The sequence below is a fragment of the Caulobacter segnis genome, from assembly GCF_023935105.1.
GTDB classification, from domain to species: domain Bacteria; phylum Pseudomonadota; class Alphaproteobacteria; order Caulobacterales; family Caulobacteraceae; genus Caulobacter; species Caulobacter segnis_B.
The window spans coordinates 3,753,004-3,774,787 of record NZ_CP096040.1; the positions used below are offsets into that span (position 1 = coordinate 3,753,004).

19 protein-coding genes, 1 tRNA gene and 1 pseudogene are annotated in these 21,784 nt (G+C 67.2%); 5 read left to right on the top strand and 16 right to left on the bottom strand.

Going from position 1 to position 21,784, the window contains the following annotated elements:
• Window positions 1–26: 26 nt before the first annotated feature.
• Complete coding sequence (locus MZV50_RS17605; protein ID WP_252630597.1) at window positions 27–1,556, bottom strand: MFS transporter; 1,530 nt, start codon at window positions 1,554–1,556, stop codon at window positions 27–29.
• Between the two features lie 246 nt (window positions 1,557–1,802).
• Between MZV50_RS17605 and MZV50_RS17610 the strand changes: the two are divergent.
• Window positions 1,803–2,889, top strand: a pseudogene (locus MZV50_RS17610) (LacI family DNA-binding transcriptional regulator).
• Window positions 2,890–2,968: 79 nt separating this feature from the next.
• Entirely contained in the window at window positions 2,969–3,739 is a 771-nt protein-coding gene (locus tag MZV50_RS17615; RefSeq protein WP_252630598.1) for a COG4705 family protein, read from the top strand.
• Window positions 3,740–3,755: 16 nt separating this feature from the next.
• Here MZV50_RS17615 and mrdA read toward each other — a convergent pair whose 3' ends face one another.
• The 3 genes from mrdA to MZV50_RS17630 form a co-directional block, all read right to left on the bottom strand.
• Window positions 3,756–5,729: a penicillin-binding protein 2 gene (gene mrdA / locus MZV50_RS17620; RefSeq protein WP_252630599.1), complete on the bottom strand. Its 1,974-nt coding sequence runs from the start codon at window positions 5,727–5,729 to the stop codon at window positions 3,756–3,758.
• A 120-nt stretch (window positions 5,730–5,849) separates the two neighbouring features.
• Entirely contained in the window at window positions 5,850–7,493 is a 1,644-nt protein-coding gene (locus MZV50_RS17625) for an alpha-glucosidase (RefSeq protein WP_252630600.1), read from the bottom strand.
• On the bottom strand, window positions 7,472–9,286 hold the full coding sequence (locus tag MZV50_RS17630; RefSeq protein ID WP_252630601.1) for an alpha-amylase family glycosyl hydrolase: 1,815 nt from the start codon (window positions 9,284–9,286) through the stop codon (window positions 7,472–7,474). The genes MZV50_RS17625 and MZV50_RS17630 overlap by 22 nt, the downstream gene beginning before the upstream one ends.
• Window positions 9,287–9,594: 308 nt before the next feature.
• On the opposite strand from MZV50_RS17630, the gene MZV50_RS17635 reads away from it, so the two are divergent.
• Window positions 9,595–12,321, top strand: a complete 2,727-nt coding sequence (locus MZV50_RS17635) for a TonB-dependent receptor (protein ID WP_252630602.1) — start codon at window positions 9,595–9,597, stop codon at window positions 12,319–12,321.
• Between the two features lie 68 nt (window positions 12,322–12,389).
• Here the strand turns inward: MZV50_RS17635 and MZV50_RS17640 are convergent, their stop codons facing one another.
• From MZV50_RS17640 to MZV50_RS17660, 5 genes are all read right to left on the bottom strand, one after another.
• On the bottom strand, window positions 12,390–12,635 hold the full coding sequence (locus MZV50_RS17640) for a hypothetical protein (protein ID WP_252630603.1): 246 nt from the start codon (window positions 12,633–12,635) through the stop codon (window positions 12,390–12,392).
• A 24-nt stretch (window positions 12,636–12,659) separates the two neighbouring features.
• Window positions 12,660–12,947, bottom strand: a complete 288-nt coding sequence (locus tag MZV50_RS17645) for a hypothetical protein (protein ID WP_252630604.1) — start codon at window positions 12,945–12,947, stop codon at window positions 12,660–12,662.
• On the bottom strand, window positions 12,944–13,294 hold the full coding sequence (locus MZV50_RS17650) for a hypothetical protein (RefSeq protein ID WP_252630605.1): 351 nt from the start codon (window positions 13,292–13,294) through the stop codon (window positions 12,944–12,946). Before MZV50_RS17650 ends, MZV50_RS17645 begins: the two co-directional genes overlap by 4 nt.
• 71 nt (window positions 13,295–13,365) lie before the next feature.
• Window positions 13,366–14,052, bottom strand: coding sequence for a hypothetical protein (locus MZV50_RS17655; RefSeq protein WP_252630606.1), 687 nt, complete (start codon window positions 14,050–14,052; stop codon window positions 13,366–13,368).
• 64 nt (window positions 14,053–14,116) lie between these two features.
• Window positions 14,117–14,542: a hypothetical protein gene (locus MZV50_RS17660; protein ID WP_252630607.1), complete on the bottom strand. Its 426-nt coding sequence runs from the start codon at window positions 14,540–14,542 to the stop codon at window positions 14,117–14,119.
• A 177-nt stretch (window positions 14,543–14,719) separates the two neighbouring features.
• On the opposite strand from MZV50_RS17660, the gene MZV50_RS17665 reads away from it, so the two are divergent.
• Window positions 14,720–15,064, top strand: coding sequence for a helix-turn-helix domain-containing protein (locus MZV50_RS17665; RefSeq protein WP_252630608.1), 345 nt, complete (start codon window positions 14,720–14,722; stop codon window positions 15,062–15,064).
• Window positions 15,065–15,071: 7 nt separating this feature from the next.
• On the opposite strand, the gene MZV50_RS17670 is transcribed toward MZV50_RS17665, so the two are convergent.
• Window positions 15,072–15,332, bottom strand: a complete 261-nt coding sequence (locus tag MZV50_RS17670) for a hypothetical protein (protein WP_252630609.1) — start codon at window positions 15,330–15,332, stop codon at window positions 15,072–15,074.
• 180 nt (window positions 15,333–15,512) lie between these two features.
• Window positions 15,513–15,588: transfer RNA gene (locus MZV50_RS17675), tRNA-Ile, on the bottom strand.
• 146 nt (window positions 15,589–15,734) lie between these two features.
• Here MZV50_RS17675 and MZV50_RS17680 point away from each other — a divergent pair.
• The gene (locus MZV50_RS17680) at window positions 15,735–16,490 is read left to right on the top strand and encodes an SIMPL domain-containing protein (RefSeq protein WP_252630610.1); all 756 of its coding nucleotides are present in this window, start codon (window positions 15,735–15,737) and stop codon (window positions 16,488–16,490) included.
• A 66-nt stretch (window positions 16,491–16,556) separates the two neighbouring features.
• On the opposite strand, the gene MZV50_RS17685 is transcribed toward MZV50_RS17680, so the two are convergent.
• The 5 genes from MZV50_RS17685 to MZV50_RS17705 form a co-directional block, all read right to left on the bottom strand.
• The gene (locus MZV50_RS17685; protein WP_252630611.1) at window positions 16,557–17,033 is read right to left on the bottom strand and encodes a hypothetical protein; all 477 of its coding nucleotides are present in this window, start codon (window positions 17,031–17,033) and stop codon (window positions 16,557–16,559) included.
• On the bottom strand, window positions 17,033–17,389 hold the full coding sequence (gene panD / locus MZV50_RS17690; RefSeq protein ID WP_223390820.1) for an aspartate 1-decarboxylase: 357 nt from the start codon (window positions 17,387–17,389) through the stop codon (window positions 17,033–17,035). Before panD ends, MZV50_RS17685 begins: the two co-directional genes overlap by 1 nt.
• Before the next feature lie 143 nt (window positions 17,390–17,532).
• Window positions 17,533–19,323, bottom strand: a complete 1,791-nt coding sequence (locus tag MZV50_RS17695) for a long-chain-acyl-CoA synthetase (protein ID WP_252630612.1) — start codon at window positions 19,321–19,323, stop codon at window positions 17,533–17,535.
• Between the two features lie 103 nt (window positions 19,324–19,426).
• Window positions 19,427–20,323, bottom strand: a complete 897-nt coding sequence (locus tag MZV50_RS17700) for a retropepsin-like aspartic protease (RefSeq protein WP_252630613.1) — start codon at window positions 20,321–20,323, stop codon at window positions 19,427–19,429.
• Between the two features lie 77 nt (window positions 20,324–20,400).
• Window positions 20,401–21,780 (bottom strand): class II 3-deoxy-7-phosphoheptulonate synthase, encoded by a 1,380-nt coding sequence (locus MZV50_RS17705; RefSeq protein WP_252630614.1) that lies wholly within the window; start codon window positions 21,778–21,780, stop codon window positions 20,401–20,403.
• Between the last annotated feature and the right edge of the window lie 4 nt (window positions 21,781–21,784).

Genomic DNA, 21,784 nt, shown 5'->3' on the forward strand with positions numbered 1-21,784 from the left:
AGGCTAAAAGGAACGAACGAAGGGTTTCAGGCCGCCTTGACGGCGCTGGAACGGGCTTGGGTGTCGGTGTCGCGGACGACGAAGGTCGCGGCGGCGGCGATGGCGAACGCGGCCGCGCCCAGGACCAGCGCCCAGATCGCCTGACCGCCGAAGAAGGCCTTGAGCAGCAGGCCCAGCACCGTCGCCGCCAGCAGCTGCGGGATGACGATGAAGAAATTGAAGATGCCCATGTAGACGCCCATCTTCCGCGCCGGCAGGGCTCCAGCCAGGATCGAGTACGGCGCCGACAGGATCGAGCTCCAGGCGAAGCCGACGCCGATCATGCCGATCCACAGCAGGCCAGGCTGACGGATCAGCTGGAACGACAGCAAGCCCAGCGCCCCGAGGCCCAGGCAGATCGCGTGGCTGACCCGCCGGTTGGTCGCTCGGACCATCAGCGGAATGACCAGCGCCGCCAGGGCCGCGACGCCATTGTAGACGGCGAACAGCACGCCCACCCAGTCCGCGCCTTCGTTGTAGGTCTTGGACGACGCGTCGACGGCGTGGAAGTGAACCGCCGCCACCGCGGGCGTCGTGTAGATCCACATGGCGAACAGGCCGAACCACGAGAAGAATTGCACCACCGCCAGCTGGCGCATGGTCTTGGGCATGCGGAACGCATCCGACAGCACCTCGGAAAAGCCGTTGTCCGTGCGGCCTAGGCGCTTGAACCGCGCGCCAGCGACCCCCGCGACGCCGAACACCAACAGCAGGCCGGCCAGGACGTAGAGCTCCTTCTCCAGCCGCGCGCCCCAGACGACCAGCGCCAGGGCCAGGCCCGACAGCACGCCGCCGACGCCCAGGGCAACATAGGCGTTGACCGAGGGCTCGGGCTCCTCGTGCGGGCCGAAGCCCAGCGCCTCGTGCTCGGCGATCTCGAAGCGGGCCAGCTGTTCGGGGCTGTATTCCTTGGTCGTGAACACCGTCCACATCACGGCCAGCAGCAGGCCCGCCCCGCCGGCGTAGAAGGCGATCCGCACCGCATCGGGGATCTGGCCGGCCGGCGCGGTGTTGGCGACGTGGAACCAGTTGGTCAGCATCCACGGCAGGGCCGAGGCCAGCACCGCGCCCAGGCCGATGAAGAAGCTCTGCATGGCGTAGCCGGTCGCCCGCTGCTCGTCGGGCAGGTTGTCGCCGACGAAGGCGCGGAACGGCTCCATGGTGATGTTGATCGAGGCGTCCATCAGCCACAGCGCCCCGGCCGCGACCCACAGGGCCGGCGAATTGGGCATGACGAACAAGGCCAGGGTGGTGAGGATCGCGCCCCAGAAGAAGTAAGGCCGTCGGCGCCCCAGCCGCCCCCAGGTCTTGTCGGAAAGGTGGCCGATGATGGGCTGGACCAGCAGGCCCGTGGCCGGCGCGGCGATCCACAGGATCGCCAGGTGGTTCACGTCGACGCCCAGCGTCTGGAAGATGCGGCTGGTGTTGGCGTTCTGCAGGCCGAAACCGATCTGGATTCCGAAGAAGCCAAAGCACATGTTCCAGATTTGCAGGAAACTGAGCCTCTGCCTGGCCATCGGTCCTCCGCCCGCTCCGACCGCCGGTTGCTCCAGCTGGTTCGCAATTTTTTTCATAGATCGTCGCGACCGGCATTTGCGCACGCGTCGCCAGTCCATGCAATGGAAAATCCATGTTTAATTGGGCCACTGGCCACAAGACGCGCGCCGATATCAACGCCATGACGGCGCGATCAAAGCCAGACTCACAAGGATATTTGCAGTAGTTTTCACAACCAGACCTCGACGGAACCGCCCTCGCCCGGCTTGCAAACCCGCCCGAACGGCGCCTTATGGGCGATGAAAATATTTGCAGAAATCTTTGCATCGGGGGCGGCGTTCAGTGACCAAGGGAGCGACTCGACTGGAGGACCTGGCCAAGCTGGCGGGGGTCTCGATCTCGACCGCATCCCGGGCCCTCAATGACAGCCCCGCCGTCAACAAGCGCACCAAGCAGCTGATCTGGAAGCTGGCGCGCGAGATGGACTATCCGTTCCGCCGCTACATGCCGGCCGGTCCGATCGGGGCCGAGGCGACGATCGCCATCGTCACCCCGCGTCCGCAGGGCCGCGACAGCGGCATGTCCGATCCGTTCTTCCTCGAACTGCTGGCCGGCGTCGGCGAGGCGGCGCGCGAACGCGGCTGCGATGTCATCCTCAGCCACATCGCCCCGGCCAATTTCGAGGACCTGTCGGCGGCCATGACCACCAGCCGGGCCGAGGGGGTGATCTTCCTGGGCCAAAGCTCGCTGCACGCGGCCTTCAACCGCCTGGCCGAGACCGAGACCCGCTTCGTCGTCTGGGGCGCGCAATTCCCCGACCAGAACTACTGCTCGGTCGGCTCCGACAACATCCAGGGCGGGCGGCGCGCGACGCTGCATCTGGCCCGCCTGGGCCGCAAGCGCATCGTCTTCCTGGGCGACACAGAGGCGCCGGAAGCCATGCACCGCCACCGGGGCTATCTGGAGGCGCTGGACCAGGCCAAGCTGGGCGTCGATCCCGACCTGATCGTGCCGGCCCACTTCGAGGTCGAGTCGGCCGAGGCCGCCGTCGACAGCCTGATCCACCACGGCATCAAGTTCGACGGCGTTGTCGCGGCCTCGGACCTGATCGCGCTGGGCGCCATCCGCGCGCTCAAGCACGCGGGCCTGACGGTTCCGAGCGATGTCTCGGTGATGGGCTTCGACAACGTCCCCTTCAGCCGCTACGCCAGCCCCGCCCTCTCGACCATCGCCCAGGACACCGCCAAGGCCGGCCGGCTGATGGTCTCCAAGCTGCTGGACAGCGGCGAGCGCGCCAGCCGTTCGGAGCGCGTGCCAACCGACCTGATCATTCGCGAAAGCTGCGGCGGCTGAGCGCATGACGCGCTAGTTTCAGTGTGGGGCCCGGCCAGCCGCAACGTCTAACGCCGGAACGGCCACCACGGAGACGGCGATGCGGAATGGCGATCTGGAAGAGGTGGCCAGCAAGGTTCCAGCCGTCACCCAGGGCTTCTGGATCATCAAGATCCTGGCCACGACCCTGGGCGAGACCGGCGGCGACACGCTGAGCATGACCCTGGACCTGGGCTATCTGGTCAGCTCGGCGATCTTCCTGGCCATCCTACTGGCCCTCGTGGCGGGACAGGTCACGGCGCGGCGGTTCCATCCGTTCCTGTACTGGGCGACGATCGTGGCCTCCACCACCGCCGGCACGACCATGGCCGACTTCGCCACCCGTTCGCTGGGCATCGGCTATGCCGGCGGCTCGCTGTTGTTGCTGGGCTGCGTGCTGGCCTCGCTGGCGGCCTGGCGCGTCGTGCTGGGCCGGATCGACGCCGACGACATCCACTCCCCCAAGGCCGAGCTGTTCTACTGGGTGACGATCACCTTTTCGCAGACCCTAGGCACGGCGCTGGGTGACTGGACGGCCGACACCGCCAGCCTGGGCTATATCGGCGCCGCGCTGATCTTCGCGGGACTGCTGGCCGTCGTCGCGATCCTGCATTTCCGCACTCGGGTCAGCAAGGTCGTGCTGTTCTGGGCCGCGTTCATCCTGACCAGACCGCTGGGCGCGGCGGTCGGCGACTTTCTGGACAAGCCGCTGGATCATGGCGGCCTGGCGCTGAGCCGTCCGCTCGCCTCGGCGGTGCTGGCGGCGGCGATCATCGCCCTAATCGTGGTGCTGCCCCAGCGAAGCGGCCGGCATCCGACCGCCGCCCCTTAAGACTCCCTAGGCCCTTCTAGCCTACCGCTGGAACGCCGTCCGTAGGCGTCGGCGCTTCCGAAGCTTCGGTGTCGCCCGGCTCGAGGGACGGCAGCGGCATCGGCTTCTCGATGCGGGCGCGGATCTCGGGATCCTTCAACAGCGCCACGCGCATCACCTCGCGCGCCCTCGGCGCGGCGGCGCTGGAGCCGAACATGCCGCCGTGCTCGACCAGCACCGACATCGCGTAGCGCGGATTGTCGTAGGGGGCGAAGGCGATGAACAGGTTGTGGTCCTTCAGCCGCCAGGGCACCCCCTGGTTGCTGCGCGATCCCGTCTGGGAATACTGGCGCACCTGGGCCGTGCCGGTCTTGCCCGCCATCAGCACGTCGCCAAGACCCAGCTGGCTCTGCTTGTAGGCCCCGCCGGTCGGATCGTTAGCCACCGCCGCCATGCCGGCCCGAACGATTTCGATATGCTCCTGGGGGAACGGCAGGTCCGCCACCGCGTCGCCGTGGGGCTGGTCGACATCGCCGATCGCCTTGACCAGCCGGGGGTTCAGCGCCCGCTTGCCATTGGCCAGGCGCGCGCACATGACCGCCAGCTGCAGCGCGTTGACGTTGATATAGCCCTGGCCGATCCCGTAGGGCACGGAGTCGCCGGGATGCCAGACCGGATCGCGCTTGAAGGCCTTCTTCTTCCAGTCGCGCGAGCCGACCAGGCCCTTGCGCTGGCCGGGGATGCCCAGGTCGAAGGCCTGGCCAAAGCCCAGGGCGGTGGCCGTGCTGTGGATCGGGTCGGGCCCGATGCGCAGCGCCATCTGATAGAAATAGACGTCGCAGGAGTTCTTGATGGCGTCGTGCATGTTCTGCACGCCGTGGCCGCCCTTCTTGTGGCAATGCCAGGTGCGGCCGCCGAAGTACCAGCCGCCGGTGCAGACCACACGCTCGGTCGGGTCGACACCCGCGCTCAGGGCCGCCAGGGCCACGGTCGGCTTGAAGGTCGAGCCCGGCGGGTAGACGCCGGTCATGGTCTTGTCCAGCAGCGGCTTGCGCTCGTATTCGGCCAGGGCCCGATACTCCGCCCCAGACAGGCCCTTGACCAGCCGGTTGGCGTCGAAGCTGGGGGCCGAGGCCATGCACAGCAAGTCACCGGTCTGGCAGTCGACCATCACGATCGCGCCGCTCTCCTCGCCCATCACCTCCAGGGCGCGGTTCTGGATGTCGGCGTCCAGGGTGAGGCGGATTTCCTTGCCCGCGGTCGCGGCGATGTCGCCGGCCGGGTCCAGCCGTACGACCCGCCCCTGGGCGTCGACCTCGGCCTTGGTGGCGCCGGCCTTGCCGCGAAGGTCCCGGTCGAAAGCCTTCTCGACACCCTGCTTGCCGATCCGGAAGCCCGGATTGTGCAGCAGCGCCTGATCCTGGCCAGGATCGCCCTCGGCCGCCTTCAGGTCGCGGTCGGAGGCCTTGGCGACATAGCCGATGACGTGGGCGAAGGCCCCGCCGAACGGATAGACCCGCACCTCGCCCATGTCGGCCGTGACATTGGGCAGCTCCGGTTCACGGATGTTGATCCGCGAGAACTCCTCCCACGACAAGTCCTCCATCACCACGACGGGAGCCTTGCGCGGGGCGCGGGCCAGGTCCTTGAGGACGCGGGCGCGGCGCGTCCCGTCGATCGGCACCAGCTTGGCTAGGTCGTCCATGACGGCCTCGGCGTCCAGGCCCTTGTCCTTGGTGATCATCAGCCGGAAGTTCGGCCGATTGGACGCCAGCGACACGCCGTTGCGGTCCAGGATCATACCGCGCGGCGGCGGCGCCAGGCGGTAGTTGAACTGGTTGCCGGCCGAGAGCTTCTGATAGCGCTGGGCCTCGACCAGCTGCAGCTGGGCCAGGCGTCCGCCCAGGGCCAGCAGACCCAGACCCGTGAAGCCGCCCAGCAGGAACGTGCGCCGGTGGAAGACCCCCTGGCGCTCGTTGACCTCGGAGAAGAAAATCGAAGGCTCACTCATCCCGACTCAACCATGCCTTGCCGGGACAACATCACGCCGCCGGCCCCCGTCAAGGCCCCTTTTCGCGACGCGTCAAAGGTTTTCGAACCGATCCTTGGAAAGCCGTCCGGAGCCGCGAGCCTAGGCCCGCCGCGCGACCAGCCCCGCGCAGGACGGCATCTGGCCCTCGCCGCCCAGATTGACGCCGTCGATCAGAGCCCAACCCTCGGGCAGCGACCAGTTCGCGGTCTCGTGGCCCAGGTTGAAGGCCAGCAGCAGCGCGCCTTCGCCCTCGCCACGCTGGAAGATCAACAGCGGGCTGTTGGTGTCGACGAAGCTGATCGCGCCGGTGCGCAGGGCGGCGTAGGCCCTCCGCAACCCGATCAGACGGCGAGCGACCTGCAGGGTCGAGGCCGGGTCGGCCTCCTGGGCGTCGACCGCCAGCGGCAGGTGTTCGGGATCGACTGGCAGCCAGGGCTCGACGGCCGAGAAGCCGGCGTTCAGGACGCCCGCTTGCCACGGCATCGGCGTGCGCGCGCCGTCGCGCCCCAGGGTCTGGGGCCAGTTGGCGATGGCTTCGGGATCCTGCAGCCGCTCGAACGGCACGTTGGCCTGGGGCAGGCCCAGCTCCTCGCCCTGATAGACGAAGACATTGCCGCGCAGCCCCATCAGCAGCAGCAGGCACATCTCGGCGAAGGCCTTGCGGTCGCGGCCTTCGGCCCAGCGCGACACCGCCCGCGGGGCGTCGTGGTTCGAGAAAGTCCAGGACGGCCACCCCTCCCCCGCATCGCCGGGCCACATGGCCGCGCCCTTGGGGATCATGTCACCGGTCAGCTTGTCGGCGTAGAGATAGAGGAAGCCATAGGCGCTGTTCAGGCGGTCGCCGCCGGCCGTGAACAGCTTCATCTCGCGGTCGGCGTGATCGCCCCCCACCTCGGCCACCGAGAAGCGCCCGCCATGCGCGTCCGTCAGCGCCCGCAGGCGGCTGAGGAACTTCGGGATGTCGGCGTGGCTCTGGTTGTAGATCTTGTCCTGGAAGTCGAACGGCCGCGTGCGCTTGCCGCCCGGCGGCAGCGGCGGATTGTCCGTGAACTTCGGGTCGTGCATCGAGAAGTTGATGGCGTCGAAGCGGAAGCCGTCCACGCCCTTGTCGATCCAGAACCGGGTGACGGCCAGCAGGGCTTCCTGAACCGCCGGATTGTGCAGGTTCAGCTGCGGCTGCGAGGCCAAGAAATTGTGCATGTAGTACTGACCGCGACGGGCGTCCCAGGTCCAGGCCGGGCCACCGAAGACGGACTGCCAGTTGCTGGGCGGGCTGCCGTCCGGCTTGGCGTCGGCCCAGACGAACCAGTCGGCCTTGGCGTTGGTCCGATCCTGGCGGCTTTCCGCGAACCAGGGGTGCTCGTCCGAGGTGTGCGAAAACACCAGGTCGATGATGATCTTCAGGTCCAGGTCGTGGGCCTTGGCGATCAGGGCGTCGAAGTCGGCGAGCGTGCCGAAGATCGGGTCCACGTCGCGATAGTCCGAGACGTCGTAGCCGAAGTCCTTCATCGGCGAGGTGAAGAACGGCGACAGCCACACGCCGTCGACGCCCAGCGAGGCGATGTGCTCCAGATGCGCGGTGATCCCCGGCAGGTCGCCGACGCCGTCGCCGTTCGAGTCGGCGAAGCTGCGTGGATAGACCTGATAGATGACCGCGCCACGCCACCATTCGGCGTTCATCGACGTCTCCGCACCGGGGCGAGCAAGAACCTGAACTGTCACTATCGTCCCTCGGAAACGCAAATCTTGTAGTCGAGCGGCTTGAGCTCGATCGAATAGCTGCCGGGCGCGACAGGGGTCGCCGCGCATGCGCCGGACAGGCTCCGCCAGGCGACGGAGTCGGCTTCGACCGACACATTGACCTTCAGCGGTTGGTCGCTGGTGTTGAACACCGCCAGCACCTCGGTCTTACCCAGGATACGGGAGAACGCCAGCAGACCGGGCTTGTCGCTGGCGGCGCGGACCACCTGTCGGCCGTCGCGCAAAGCGGGCGTGGCGACGCGCAGCTTCGAGAGCTGGGCGATGCGCTGGTAGAGCACGCTATTGGTTTTGAACGCCGACATTGGCCCCTTGGCGGTCGAGCCGACCAGGCGGTTGTCGTTGTAACTGGCGACCTGGCTCGCGAACATGTCCTCGCGGCTGTCGGCATAGTCGCCGTCGCCGGTGAAGCCCTGCTCGTCGCCGTAATAGATGGTCGGCACGCCCCGCGCGGTCAGCATCAGGGCGTTGGCCAGGGTCACGCGGGCCAGCAGTTCGTCGTCGGCGATCGCGGGCTTGGCCTTGATCATGAACCAGCCGATGCGGCCCATGTCGTGGTTGCCCAGGAAGGTCGGCAACTGGCGCGCGCCGGCCTCGCCGCCCTCGTAGGCCGGGTCGGCGGCGAAGACCCGGGCCAGGCGATCCGTCCCCGTCCGGCCGATGGCGACATCGGTCCCGGCCGACTGGAAGGCGAAGTCCAGCACCGCCGGCAGCTTGTCGACGCGGGTATGGCTGGCCAGGATCGCGACGTCGGGGTCGAAGACCTCGCCGAAGATGTGGAAGTTCGGGATCCCCCGGGCCTTGGCGCGGGCCAGCATGGCCGGGACGAAGGCCTGCCAGAACTCGGGGTTCACGTGGCGGGCCGTATCGATGCGGAAGCCGTCGACGCCGAAGTCGTCGATCCACCGTCCATAGATCTCGATGAAGCCCTGGATGACCCGAGGGTTCTCGGTGAACACATCGTCCAGGGTGGCGAAGTCGCCGGTCAGCGAGCTTTCGCCGGCGAACGTGCTGTCACCCCGATTGTGGTAGTAGATCGGATCGTTCAGCCAGTCGGGCGTCTTGGCGTGTTCCTGCCCCGCCGGGACGTAGGGCGTATAGGCCCAGTCGGTCCGCTTGAGCTTGCCGAAAGCCTTGCCGTCGAAGCCGTCGTTGATCGGCGCGCCGTCGACGCCGCCTTTCCGCGTGTACGGATAGTCGGCGACGCTTCGATAGGCGCAGCGGCCTTCCGGACATTCGCGGTACTGGATGACGTCCGCCGTGTGGTTCACGACGATGTCCATATAGACCTTCATGCCTCGGGCATGGGCCGCATCGACCAGGGCCTTGAAGTCGGCCTTGGTCCCCAGGTGCGGATCGACATCGGTGAAGTCGGTGATCCAGTAGCCGTGATGGGCGGCCGACTCGTGACCGGGCGGGCCCTGCACCGCGCGATTCCTGAAGATCGGCGCCAGCCACACCGCCGTTGCGCCCAGGCCCTGGATGTAGTCCAGCCGCCGGGTCACGCCCTTGAGGTCGCCGCCGTGGTAGAAGCCCGCCCGCGTCGGATCGAAGCCGTCGACCAGCGGGCCGCCCTTCATCCCGCCGTGGTCATTGGCCGGGTCGCCATTCTCGAAGCGATCGGGCAGGACGAAATAGATCACCTCGTCCTGCGGCTTGCGCAGCCGGTACGAGATCTGGGGCGTCGCCGTGGCCGCCGTCGCCAGCGCGCCCAAGTCAAGCGCACACAGGGCCGTCACGGCCAGCAGCGTCTTTCGCCAAGGCGCCAAGGCCGACATCGCTCCCCTCCCGTTATCGGCGATCTCGACTGGATCGCCATTGCAATTCTTTGCAAGAATTTGCAGAGCCAATCACACGCTGTCAATCCGCCTTCTTGAAGGGATTTGCGCCTCACCCACCACGAAGGACCGTACATAAGTGGCGCATAGAAACCACATACGGCGCGATTCCGACGAGAACCGCGAACCTCCAGCCGTGCGCTTGCAATTTTTTGGGTTGATTACAGCCCGTTAATTTGCAGTAGTTTTCAGCAACGGCCCGCGAACCGACCAAACCGCGCAGAGCCGGACCAGGGAGGGTGAGACTCATGACCACTGATTTCGCGCGTCGTCGCGCTTGGCTGATGACCGGTGGCGCCACCGGTCTGGCCCTGGCCTTCGCCCTCGGCGGCGCGGCCCATGCGCAAGACGCCGCCCCCGCAACCCAGGACGACAGCAAGGTCGAAGAGATCGTCGTCACCGGCATCCGCCGCGGCATCGAAGGCGCCATTTCGCTCAAGAAGAGCTCGACCTCGATCGTCGAAGCCGTCTCGGCCGAGGACATCGGCAAGCTGCCGGACGTCTCGATCGCCGAGTCGATCGCGCGTCTTCCCGGGTTGACCGCACAGCGTCTTGACGGTCGCGGCCAGGTCATCTCGATTCGCGGCCTGGCCCCCGACTTCACCACCGCCCTGCTGAACGGCCGCGAGCAGGTCTCGACCGGCGACAACCGCGGCGTCGAGTTCGACCAGTATCCGTCGGAACTGCTGAGCGCCGTCGTGGTCTACAAGACCCCGGACGCCGGCCTCATCGGCCAGGGCCTGGCCGGCACCGCCGACATGCGCACCGTGCGCCCGCTGGCCTATGGCAAGCGCGCCCTGGCGATCGGCGCCCGCTACGAGTGGAACGACATCGGCGCCCTGAACGCCGGCACCAAGGCCCACGGCAATCGCCTGTCGATCTCGTACATCGACCAGTTCATGGACGGTAAGCTGGGCCTGGCCCTGGGCTACGCCCACATGGAGTCGCCCTATCAGGCCGAGCGCTGGAACTCGTGGGGCTATCCCACCGACGCGGCCGGCAACCTGGTGATCGGCGGCGCCAAGCCGTACGTGCAGTCCAGCATGCTCAAGCGCGACGGCGTCATGGGCGTCCTGGAATTCAAGCCGACCGACAATTTCAGCTCGTCGCTGGACGTCTTCTATTCGAAGTTCAAGAACCACCAGATCCAGCGCGGCATCGAACTGCCGCTGGTCTGGGGCGGCGTGCCGCTGACCAACGCCCAGGCCGCGGGCGGCATGGTCACCAGCGGGACCTTCAACGGCGTCAAGGGCGTGGTCCGCAACGACGGCAACGATCGTGACTCCACGATCAAGTCGGTCGGCTGGAACAACAAGCTGGAAGTCGGCGACGGCTGGACCCTGGTCAGCGACCTCTCGTACTCCAAGGTCGAGCGCACCGACCAGATCCTCGAGACCTACGCCGGCACCGGCCGCTCGGGGACTGGCGCCACCGACAACATGACGTTCACGATGAACGGCGACGGCGTGGCGATCTTCAAGTCGACCCTGAATTACGCCGATCCCAACGTGATCAAGCTGACCAGCTCGCAGGGCTGGGGCAGCGACATCATCACCGGCGGCCAGGACGGCTATCTAAACAAGCCGACCATCGAGGACGAGTTGAAGGCGGCCCGCTTCTCGATCAACCGCGCCCTGGACGACGGCCTGTCCAGCGTCGAGCTGGGCTTCAACTACAGCGAACGCTCCAAGGGCCTGGTCAACGACGAGTGGTTCCTGCGCGTGAAGGGTTCGCCCGCCAGCGTCGCGATCCCGTCCTCGGCCCTGGTCGGCACGACCTCGCTGGCCTTCATCGGCATCCCGGGCATGGTCAGCTACGACCCGTTCGCCCTGGTCAGCGGCGGGACCTATGATCTGGTCCGCAACCCGAACTCGGACGTGCTGGTCAAGAGCTGGGACGTCGAGGAGAAGGTCGCGGTCGGCTACCTGAAGGCCAATATCGACGCCGCCATCGGCAGCGTGCCGGTCACCGGCAACTTCGGCTTCCAGATCGTCCACACCGATCAGGGCTCGACCGCCCTGGGCGCCAGCGGCACCGGCGCCGGCGTGACCCGCACCAACCTGTCGGGCGGCAAGAAGTACGTCGACTTCCTGCCCAGCATGAACCTGCAGTTCCAGCTGCCCAACGAGCAGAGCCTGCGCTTCGCCGTCGCCCGCACCCTGGCCCGTCCACGGATGGACCAGATGCGCGCCAGCAAGACCTTCAGCTTCGACCCCGCCAAGGGCGGCAACACCAACATCAACTTCTCGCCGTGGAGCGGTACGGGCGGCAATCCCGAGCTCGAGCCCTGGCGCGCCGACGCCTATGACGTGTCGTACGAGAAGTATTTTGGCCGCCAGGCCTACGTCTCGCTGGCCGCCTTCTACAAGGACCTGAAGACCTACGTGTACGACCAAAGCGTCGTGTTCGACTTCACCGGCTTCCCGACCGGCGGCAACCCGGAACCGGCCACGCGCCTGGGCCTGGTCACCACCCCGCAGAACGGCAAAGGCGGCGCGGTGAAAGGGGTCGAGTTCGCGGCCTCGATGCCGGGCGCGCTGCTGACCCCGATCCTGGACGGCTTCGGCGCGATGTTCAGCGCCTCATACACCGAGAGCACGATCCACCCGAACCCGGCGGACGAAGCGACCCCGATCCCCGGCCTGTCGAAGACCGTGGCCAACCTGACCGTCTACTACGAGAAGAACGGCTTCTCGTTCCGGGTCAGCGACCGCTACCGCTCCAAGTTCCTGGGCGAGGTCACCGGCTTCGGCAACGGCCGCAACTACCGGATGGTCAAGGGCGAGTCCGTGGTCGACAGCCAGATCGGCTACACGTTCAGCGACGGCCCGATGAATGGCCTGTCGCTGCTGGCCCAGGTCAACAACCTGACCAACGAGCCCTTCGTGACCTACCAGAACAACGACCCTCGCCAGGTCATCGACTACCAGAACTACGGCCGCACCTTCCTGGTGGGCCTGAATTACAAGTTCTAGCCGCCTCTCCTTCCCCAAGCCTGCAGCGCCCCTGTCGGATCCGTCCGACAGGGGTTCTTTTTTGGCCGTCAGGGCTTCGGGTCCGACGGCGTCGCCGGCGCGCAGGCGCGGGTGACCTTCAGCGAACCGCCGCCGGGCTGGCTCCTGTCCAGCGTCAGGTCGAACGTCCGCTCGCAGTCTTCGTCCAGGATCTTCATCGCTCGGGCCAGGGCCAACGGATCGGCGGCCAGGCCCGCGCAGCCCGACAGAGCGACGGACAGCCCGAGGGCCGCCACCGGGTGAATGACATGTTTCATCGAATGCGGACTGGGCATGGTGGAGTTCCTTTCGTGTCGGGATCAGGCGGTGGGCGCGCGGCGCTGGCCGCCCAGGTGCAGCAGCATCAGCACCGAGGCGACCGCTATGGCCGCCACGACGACGGCTTCACGCGGCGTCACCCCGCCGTGTCGCCAGACCTCGATCGCCTCGCCGGCCATGACGATCGACAAGGCGAGCACGATCAGCGAAGCGGCGCGGCTGGACGCCCAGGCGCGCGCTTCGGGCTTCAGCATGTTGCCCCGCAGCGCCAAGGCCAGGGCGGCGGCGATCGACGCGCCGCAGGTGAAAAGGTCGAGAACGCTGGTCACGGCGCGTCCCTCGTCATCCGCTCGATCCGGCCAGCGGCGCGATTGCGCAGGGCCTTGAAGATCAACGGCAGCAGCTCCCAGCCGAACGCTCCCACGCCGAAGCCGAAGGAATAGGCGTCCCGCAGGGGCGCGAACGGAATGAACGGCGCGGCGACCTTTACCAGGAAGGTCGCCATGATCACGCCGGCGGCGGTGGCGCAGGCCACGTTGAGGACCAGCGCCCGGTACTCCGCGCGCGTGACCGGATGGCCGCTCAGGGCCAGGGCGCCGAACTGGACGAGACCATAGATGGCCGCCCCGCCGAGCGCCCCGACCGCCGCCCGAAGGCGGTCGGGATCGATGGGCATGACTAAGCTCCTGAAAACAAAACAAAGTCGGCGCGGCGCTCCTTGACGTCATGCCTTTGGGCGGCTTCGCCTCAGTGCGCCGCCTGTGTCCGGGCGATCTGCTTGGCCAAGGCCACGGCGAGATCCAGAGCCTGGATCAAGACGTCGCGATTGCGCGCGAAGACACGGCCGGAGCCCCAGGCCGACAGGCTGGTCCCCTCGCCGGCCACCGCGCGCAGCAGGCGCAGCGCCATCGGCCTGTCGGCCAGCGCCAAGGCCACGGCGCGATCGGCGCGGGCCACGAAGTCCAGCATGCGGGCGCGCCGCAGCCGCGCGGCGACGAAGCGGTCGTTGTCGTGGCCGCCGCCTCCCAGGCGGCCGGGCTCCAGGCTGGCGGACTGCAGATCGCGGCCGCGAGCCTCGAAGCCGGCGCGATACAGCAGGCCGACCGCGTAGTGGGCTTCGGTGAGGTGGCCGCTCTGGCGCAAGCTGTGCAGGCCGTCTCGGCTGGAGACCCGCAAGGGCCCGCCCTTCGCCGCCTCGCGAACCTCAACGGTCTCGCCCCGCGCGCGGGCCAGGGCCACGGTCTCGACCAGGCCGGCGGCGATATCGGCCTGCTCCGTAAGGGCCAGCTGAGCGCCGGAAATCCGCGACATCGCTTCGCGCGCCGCCTGGCGAGCCGCAGGGCTGATGGCCATGGCCGCCGCGCGGTCGGCGCGGGCCAAATCCGCGCGCTCGACCATGGTCAGGCCCTCGGGCCGGATGACTTGGACGGACATGACGTGTCCCCTTCTCCTTCTGGGATGTGCTCAGCGCGCTCGGCGACCTCGTCTCGCGGACCGCTCACCCGCCCTGCGCCTCCAGGACGGCGCGACCGGCGGCGGTCAGGCTGATCCGGCACGGCCGGCCGCCCAGGCGTTCGACCAGGCCCATCAAACGCGCCGCCTGGGCGCGATCGCTGCCGGCCGACAGGCTGACGGCCATCTCGTCGGACAGGTCGGCCAGGGTCAGCGCCCCGTCGGCCAACGCCTCCAGCACGGCCAGCACCTTGGCCGGCGCGGCGGGTTCGTCCGGAATCGCGCCGCTCAGGCGCGCGCGGAGCGCTTCGGACAGCGTGTGGCGATCGGGACGCGGATCGCCCATCAACAGGGCCGTCAGGACGGCGCGCGGCGGCCGGCGATCGGCCTCGGTGCGGCGAGCCACATAGCCCGCACTCGGGGCGTGAACGGGCGCATGACCGGCCGGACCGGTCGCGTGGATCGGAATCATCTGGAGCTTCCTGCGGCTGAGCCGATGGATGGGATTTTGGGGGAGGACCCGCCCGGCTCGCGTCGCCAGGGCGGAATTCTCGGAATATCCAATTTGTACCAAATACAAATTTGCATGGCAAGCAAATTTTGTGTTTAATGCGCGGATATTCCCCCTTCCGCTTCCTCCGGGATTTGCATGACACCCGACCGACAGGCCAAGGCGAAGCGACGTGGCAAGACCTTCATCCGCGCCTGGCGCAAGCATCGCGACATGAACCTGGAACAGGCGGTCGAACGCCTGGAGCTCGAGGTGGGCTATCCGTATTCGGTCGCCCAGCTCTCACGCGTCGAGCGTGGCGAGACCGGCTATTCGCAGGACGTGCTGGAAGCCCTGGCGACCATCTATCGCTGCGAGCCGGCCGACCTGATCATGCGCGATCCACAGGCTTCGGAGGCGATCTGGTCGATCTGGGACCAGCTCCAGCCGGTTCAGCGGATCCAGCTGGTCGAGATCGGGCAAACCCTTAAGAAAACGGGGTAATTTCCGATCAGTCCAGCGCCAGGATCTCGCCCTGGCGCGCGATCAGCCGGGGCCTTCCCCACAGCCCCGACAGAGGCTCGCCGCGTACGCGGTACAGCGCCACGCCTGAGGATCGCCGCGCCAAGACCTTCATTTCGCGCCGCGCATCCTCCTCGAAATAGCACTCCCTGACCTCGGTCGGCATCAGCGTTCCGCCCCGCCTTCCGAAGGCCTGTACGCAGAAACGCGTCACCGCGAACACGACAACCTCCGCCTTCAACACACCCACTCTGCACGCCTCCTGCGCGCGAGTCGACCGGTCGCGGCGGCTCATGCGTCCGAGTCTGACGCACGTTAACTTTTTGCATGCAACGAGAAGCGAGCGCATCGGCTGAGTTTTGCGCGACATGCAAGATGCGATACGCACCATGCCTACCGGCGACGGAGCCGTGACGGAAAGAAAGGGAGTTGGTAGGCCCGGAGGGACTCGAACCCCCAACCAGACCGTTATGAGCGGTCGGCTCTAACCATTGAGCTACAGGCCCGCGCGGATACGTTTGAGCGTACGCGAGAGCGGCGGATTAGCATGAGCCGAACGCGGCTTAAAGCTCCGGTTCAGGTTGAGGCTGTCACCAAGGAACCATAGCGGTTCGGCGACGCTTCCTGCGCCAGACCGCCCTGGAGAAAAACGATGATCAAAACCGCTCGCCGTCCCGCCGCTCCCTTGGCCGCCATCGCCCTGCCGGCGCTGGTCGGCGCCCTGCTGCTGGGCGCGGCCGCGCCGGCCCTGGCCCAGACCGACGCGGCCTTCAAGGCCACGACCTTCAGCCTGTCGGCCTATGGCGAGACTCGCGTGGCCCCGGACATGGCCACCATCAATCTGGGCGTCCAGACCGACGCGCCGACCGCCGCCGAGGCCCTGAAGGCCAATGGGGCGCGCATGAACCAGGTGATGGCCGCGCTGAAGAAGGCCGGGATCGCCGAGCGCGACATCCAGACCTCGAACCTGAACCTGAACGCCCAGTACGCCTACGAGCAGAACCAGCCGCCGAAGCTGACGGGCTACCAGGCCTCGAACCAGGTGACGATCACGGTCCGCGACCTGGCCAAGCTGGGCGCGAGCGTCGACGCCACCGTCAATGCCGGCGCCAACACCGTCAACGGCATCAGCTTCGGCCTGGCCGACCCGCGGGCCGCCGAGGACGCCGCTCGCCTGGAGGCGGTGAAGGCTCTGCAGGCCAAGGCCGCGCTCTACGCCCGCGCCACCGGCTACAAGGACATGCGCCTGGTCAATCTGAACGAAGGTGGCGGCTATACCCCCGCTCCGCCGCCGGTCCCGATGATGGCCTTCGCCGCCAAGCGCGAGATGGCCGACTCGACCAGCGTCGCCGGCGGTGAGCTGAAGGTCCGGATCGACGTCAACGCCACGTACGAAATGACGAAGTAGCCCGAGCCGCGAGACATGAAAAAAGCCGCCGCCGGGACCCCGGCGGCGGCTTCGATGTTTCTGGCCCTAGAAGCCGGCCTTCTTGAAGGCCCGCTCGACCCGATCCTTGATCTCCAGCCCCGGCAAGGCGCGATCGCCCTCCATGACCGCGACATAGGTCAGGCCGCGCGACGGCCTGCCCTCGCCGGTCGGCACCGGACCGATGGTCCAACCCACCGTGGCGCCGGGAGCCGAGCCGCTGGGACAGCTCATGAAGCGCGCCGGCTTGCCGAGATTGGCCTTGAGCAGCGCCTCGGCCGTCGTCTGACCGCCCCCGCAGTCGGGCAGGTTGCGCGAGCAAGTGATGTAGCCGCCACCCCGCCAGATCAGCTTACCCTTGGCGTCGGCTATCACCACGCAGGTCGAGGGCGAGCCGATCGACTTGCCGACCGCCTGGGCCAGGGCGCTTTCGTCGACGCCGTCCGGCAGCTTGGGGGCGCACGCCGCCAGGCCGATGAGGACCGGAGCCGTGACGGCCAGGACCGCGAGCGCGCCCCGGCGCATCAGGCCGCCTTCTTGATGTGGTTGCCCTCTTCCAGCAGCACGACGGTGGGGGCGTAGTTGCGCGCCTCCTCGGCCGGCAGCTGGCAGTAGGTGACGACGATGACGAGGTCGTTCTTCTGCACCAGGCGGGCAGCGGCGCCGTTGACGCCGATCACCTTCGAGCCGCGCGGGGCCTCGATGGCGTAGGTGGTGAAGCGCGCGCCGTTGGTGATGTTCAGCACGTCGACCTGCTCGTTCGGCAGGATGCCCGAGGCGTCTAGCAGGTCGCGGTCGATGGCGATCGAGCCTTCATAGTCGAGATCGGCCTGGGTCACCGTGGCGCGGTGCAGCTTGGCCTTCAGCATGGTTAGCAGCATGGCTGGGACAACTATCCCTTTGAATGTGTTGGAGACTTCCGGGCCGCCACACACAAGGCCCGTCGATCAGGTCACGCCATATAACACGAACCCGGCCCCGTTCAATCGCACCGCAGCATAGGCCCACGCGAGCCCAGGCGGCTTCAGAGCTTGAAGACACCGTCCTCGATCTTGGCGTGCAGGCCCTTGGTGATCTTCACGTAGCCCTTGGCCGGATCACGGAAGTACAGCGGATCCTTGGTCTTGGTCGGATCGAAACCGTCGTTGACCAGGTCGATCTTGCGATACTTGAAGGTGCCGGTGGTCTCGATCGCCTGCTGCAGGCGCACGAAGATCGGACGGGCGTAGCTGGGCATGTGCTCGTCGACGTACTTGCTGAGGGCGGTGATGTCGAAGCCCTCGTCGGTGACCAGCGAGACCATGCCGGCCTTGCCGTCCAGGTCGCCGATCTTGACCCCGTAGACATTGACCTCCTGCACGCCCTCGAAGCCGGCGATGCGTTCGGCCACCTCGCTGGTGGCGACGTTCTCGCCCTTCCAGCGGAAGGTGTCGCCGATGCGGTCGACGAAATAGATGTAGCCGTCGCTATCGACCTTCATCAGGTCGCCAGTGCGGAACCAGGCGTCGCCCTTCTCGAAGACGTCGTGCAGCACCTTTTTCTCGGTCGCGGCCTTGTCGGCGTAGCCGGTGTAGTTCGAGCGGGCGTCGCTGCCGATATGGCCAATGCACTCGCCGACCTCGCCGGGCGCGGCCTCGATGCAGCAGCCGTTCACGCCCCGCACGGGCATCTCGGCCTCGACGTCGAACTTGACGATCCGGATGTTGAACTTCTTCTTCAGGTAGCCCGGAACCCGGCCGATCGCGCCGCGCTTGCCGTCGAAGTTGAACAGCGAAACGTTGCCCTCGGTCGCGCCGTAGAACTCCAGCACCTCGCCGACCTTGAAGCGGTCCAGCATGTCGTCCCAGACGTCCGGGCGCAGGCCGTTGCCGAAGATCATGCGGATCTTGTGGGCGCGCTCCAGCTCGTGTTCCGGCTGGTTGGCCAGATAGCGGCACAGCTCGCCGATATAGACGAACATCGTGCAGTTCTCGTTCACGACATCGGGCCAGAAATGGGTCGCCGAGAACTTCTTGCGCAGCACGATGGAGCCGCCGTTCAGCAGGGCCGCGCCCAAGGCGCAGAGGCCGCCGGTGGCGTGGTACAGCGGCAAGGTCACGTAGATGCGATCGTTCTGGTTGGCGCCGGTCGAGCCGGCGAAGCCGCGCATGTACAGCTGGGCGCGCATGTGGGTGATGCGCGCGGCCTTGGGCAGGCCCGTGGTGCCGCTGGTGAAGATGAACAGCGCCGTGTCGCGAGCGGTGATGCCGTTGCGGGCCGTCTGACGGTCCGGACGCAGCTGACTGCAGCTCTTCAGCGCCTTGACCAGGTCGCGCTGCTCGCCGTGGACGGGGCCCAGCACCCACTGGTGCATGTGGCGATCCAGCTGCCCCTTCACGTCCTCGAAGCAGGGCGAGGTCTCGGGATCGACGATGCAGTGCATCGCCTGGGAGATGTTCAGGCAGTGCGCCAGGGCCGCGCCGGTCAGCTGGTTGTTGATCAGGGCCGTGGCCACGCCGACCTTGGTCAAGCCGTACCAGATGGCCATGTATTCGAGGCGGTTGGGCATGAACAGCGCCACCGTCTGGCCGCGCGTCAGCCCTTGGCCCTTGGCCCAGTGGGCGTAGCGGTTGGCGATCGCGTCCAGCTCGGCATAGCTGATCGTCTTGCCTTCGAAGGTCATGGCCGGACGATCGCGCCACTTGTCGACCGCAGCCTCAAGGTCGTCGCAGATGAGGTTGGCGCTGTCGGGAGCGATGGACTTCACGCGCTTGAGCGTCCGGGACAGTCCCTTGAGGAACTTGATCTCTCGCCGGATTTTTTGACGCAAACGCATGTATGGCTCTCCCTTCAAACAACCATTGGAGAGCGCCGCGCGACCGGTCAAGCCGATGCGTGCTGCATCGCAAACCTTTCAACGTTATCGCGAAATAGGCGGCTCACCCGGGAACGCGGAAGCGCACCTCACCACGCTTGGAGTCGATCGCCACCGATTGGAATTTCCTGAGGATATCAATACCGACGACGATGGCGGGTTCGCTACCGAAGCCCCAGAAGTCGAAGGTGTGCACCTGGCCGATCAGCAGCGGAACATTCCGTAACGTCAGTTTTCCCAACATCAGGCGCGACACCACGGTCGCCCGCGCCGGCAGGACCTGACCGGTCACGCTGCGCAGTTGCGTGTCGGCAAGTTCGCCGACGATCGCCTTGGCTTCGCGCGCCGCCTCCAGCAGGGCCAGATTGCCAACAGAGGTGGTCGACCCAGTGTCGATGAAGGCGATCAGCCGCTCGCCAGGAATGAACGCGTCGATCAGCATCAGGCCGCTGCGGGCCAGCCGCGACTTCACGGCCACGGTCAGGTCGTCGGCCAGCGGCAGTCCCTCGCCCACCGTCATCTTTTGCCGCAGGAAATCGAGCAGCAGGCTGGCGCGACCCAGCCACTCCAAACCCAGCACGCCGTCCACGCGCAGCAGCGCGCGCGGCAGCACCGACACGGTCATGCCCGTGCGAGACCGCTTGCCGACCGCGAGACTGTCCACCCGGGCGGTCGAGACCGACTGGGCGCCAGCGATACTGTGCAGCTTGTTGGATCCGGTCAGAACCAGGCCGAGTTGGTCGGCCAGCTCGGTGGCGATCACCGAGCTGCTGGCGCCGGTGTCGACCAGGAAGTCGAATGGCCCCTGCCCGTTCACATGGGCCTTCACCGTCAGGCGCTGAGCGGTGTCGAGATATTTCAGCGGGTTGGCCGCGTCGACAGCCTGCCCTCGCGCTCCCACCGGCGTCAGCGCCCCGGCGGCGATCAGCCCCATCAGTGCGCGACGCTCTATGTCGTCCATACGCGTCCTCCCCACGGGAGGACGCTATAGGGCCGTGCGAGACGGCGCCAGAGAGCGCCGTCCACGGATCGACCAAACTAGCCGGCGGCGAGACGGCGCTGGTCGTCGCGGGCCGCCTTCAGCTTCTCGGCCACCAGGAACGCCAGTTCCAGCGCCTGCTCGCCGTTCAGGCGCGGGTCGCAGTGCGTGTGATAGCGATCGGCGAGGTCCGTCTCCGAGACCGCGCGCGCGCCGCCCAGGCATTCGGTGACGTTCTGGCCGGTCATCTCCAGGTGAACGCCGCCCGGATGGACGCCTTCGGCCTGGGCGATCTCCACGAAGCTCTTCACTTCGCTGAGGATGCGGTCGAACGGCCGGGTCTTGTAGCCCGTCGAGGCCTTCAGCGTGTTGCCGTGCATCGGGTCGGTGGCCCAGACCACCGAGCGGCCGGCGGACTTGGTCGCCTTCATCAGGCGCGGCAGGCGGTCGGCGATCTTGTCCGAGCCGAAGCGCCCGTACAGCGTCAGGCGGCCCGGCTCGTTGTTCGGGTTCAGGACGTCGATCAGGCGCAGCAGGTCGTCGCCTTCCATCGTCGGACCGCACTTCAGGCCGATCGGGTTCTTCACGCCCTTCATGAACTCGATGTGCGCGCCGTCCAGCTGACGGGTGCGCTCGCCGATCCACAGCAGGTGGGCGCTGGTGTCGTACCAGTCGCCCGAGGTGCTATCGACGCGGGTCATGGCTTCCTCAAAGCCCAGCAGCAGGGCTTCGTGGCTGGTGAAGAATTCCACACGCTTCAGGTCGGGCTGGGTGTCGGGCGTGACGCCGACGGCCGACATGAAGGTCAGGGCCTCGCTGATCTTCTCCGACAGCTCGCGATAGCGCGCGCCCTGCGGGCTGTCGCCCACGAAGCCCAGCGTCCAGCGGTGAATGTTGTAGAGGTCGGCGTAGCCGCCGCTGGCGAAGGCGCGCAGCAGGTTCAGGGTCGCGGCCGATTGGCCATAGGCCTTCAGCAGACGATCCGGGTCGGGCAGACGCTCGGCCTCGTTGAAGTCCATGCCGTTGATGATGTCGCCGCGATACGAAGGCAGCGTCACGCCGTCGACGGTTTCGATCGGCTCCGAGCGCGGCTTGGCGAACTGGCCGGCGATGCGGCCCACCTTCACCACCGGCTTACCGCCGGCGAAGGTCAACACCACCGCCATCTGCAGGATCAGGCGGAAGGTGTCGCGGATGTTGTCCGCGTGGAATTCCTTGAAGCTCTCGGCGCAGTCGCCGCCCTGCAGCAGGAACGCCCGCCCCTCGGCCACGTCGCCCAGCAGGCTCTTCAGGCGGCGCGCCTCGCCGGCGAAGACCAGCGGCGGCATCTGGCGAAGCGTCTGCTCGACCCGGTCCACAGCGCCCATGTCCGGATAGTCGGTGGGCATGTGCTTGGCGGGTTTGGCTCTCCAGGTCGCGGGGGTCCAGCGGGTGGTCATGACA

Excerpts from the sequence above, each read along its gene's own strand:
- MZV50_RS17605 (WP_252630597.1), bottom strand. The coding sequence starts at position 1,556 with ATGGCCAGGCAGAGGCTCAGTTTCCTGCAAATCTGGAACATGTGCTTT.
- MZV50_RS17615 (WP_252630598.1), top strand. The coding sequence starts at position 2,969 with ATGCGGAATGGCGATCTGGAAGAGGTGGCCAGCAAGGTTCCAGCCGTC.
- mrdA (WP_252630599.1), bottom strand. The coding sequence starts at position 5,729 with ATGAGTGAGCCTTCGATTTTCTTCTCCGAGGTCAACGAGCGCCAGGGG.
- MZV50_RS17630 (WP_252630601.1), bottom strand. The coding sequence starts at position 9,286 with ATGTCGGCCTTGGCGCCTTGGCGAAAGACGCTGCTGGCCGTGACGGCC.
- MZV50_RS17635 (WP_252630602.1), top strand. The coding sequence starts at position 9,595 with ATGACCACTGATTTCGCGCGTCGTCGCGCTTGGCTGATGACCGGTGGC.
- MZV50_RS17640 (WP_252630603.1), bottom strand. The coding sequence starts at position 12,635 with ATGCCCAGTCCGCATTCGATGAAACATGTCATTCACCCGGTGGCGGCC.
- MZV50_RS17650 (WP_252630605.1), bottom strand. The coding sequence starts at position 13,294 with ATGCCCATCGATCCCGACCGCCTTCGGGCGGCGGTCGGGGCGCTCGGC.
- MZV50_RS17655 (WP_252630606.1), bottom strand. The coding sequence starts at position 14,052 with ATGTCCGTCCAAGTCATCCGGCCCGAGGGCCTGACCATGGTCGAGCGC.
- MZV50_RS17660 (WP_252630607.1), bottom strand. The coding sequence starts at position 14,542 with ATGATTCCGATCCACGCGACCGGTCCGGCCGGTCATGCGCCCGTTCAC.
- MZV50_RS17665 (WP_252630608.1), top strand. The coding sequence starts at position 14,720 with ATGACACCCGACCGACAGGCCAAGGCGAAGCGACGTGGCAAGACCTTC.
- MZV50_RS17680 (WP_252630610.1), top strand. The coding sequence starts at position 15,735 with ATGATCAAAACCGCTCGCCGTCCCGCCGCTCCCTTGGCCGCCATCGCC.
- MZV50_RS17685 (WP_252630611.1), bottom strand. The coding sequence starts at position 17,033 with ATGCGCCGGGGCGCGCTCGCGGTCCTGGCCGTCACGGCTCCGGTCCTC.
- panD (WP_223390820.1), bottom strand. The coding sequence starts at position 17,389 with ATGCTGCTAACCATGCTGAAGGCCAAGCTGCACCGCGCCACGGTGACC.
- MZV50_RS17695 (WP_252630612.1), bottom strand. The coding sequence starts at position 19,323 with ATGCGTTTGCGTCAAAAAATCCGGCGAGAGATCAAGTTCCTCAAGGGA.
- MZV50_RS17700 (WP_252630613.1), bottom strand. The coding sequence starts at position 20,323 with ATGGACGACATAGAGCGTCGCGCACTGATGGGGCTGATCGCCGCCGGG.
- MZV50_RS17705 (WP_252630614.1), bottom strand. The coding sequence starts at position 21,780 with ATGACCACCCGCTGGACCCCCGCGACCTGGAGAGCCAAACCCGCCAAG.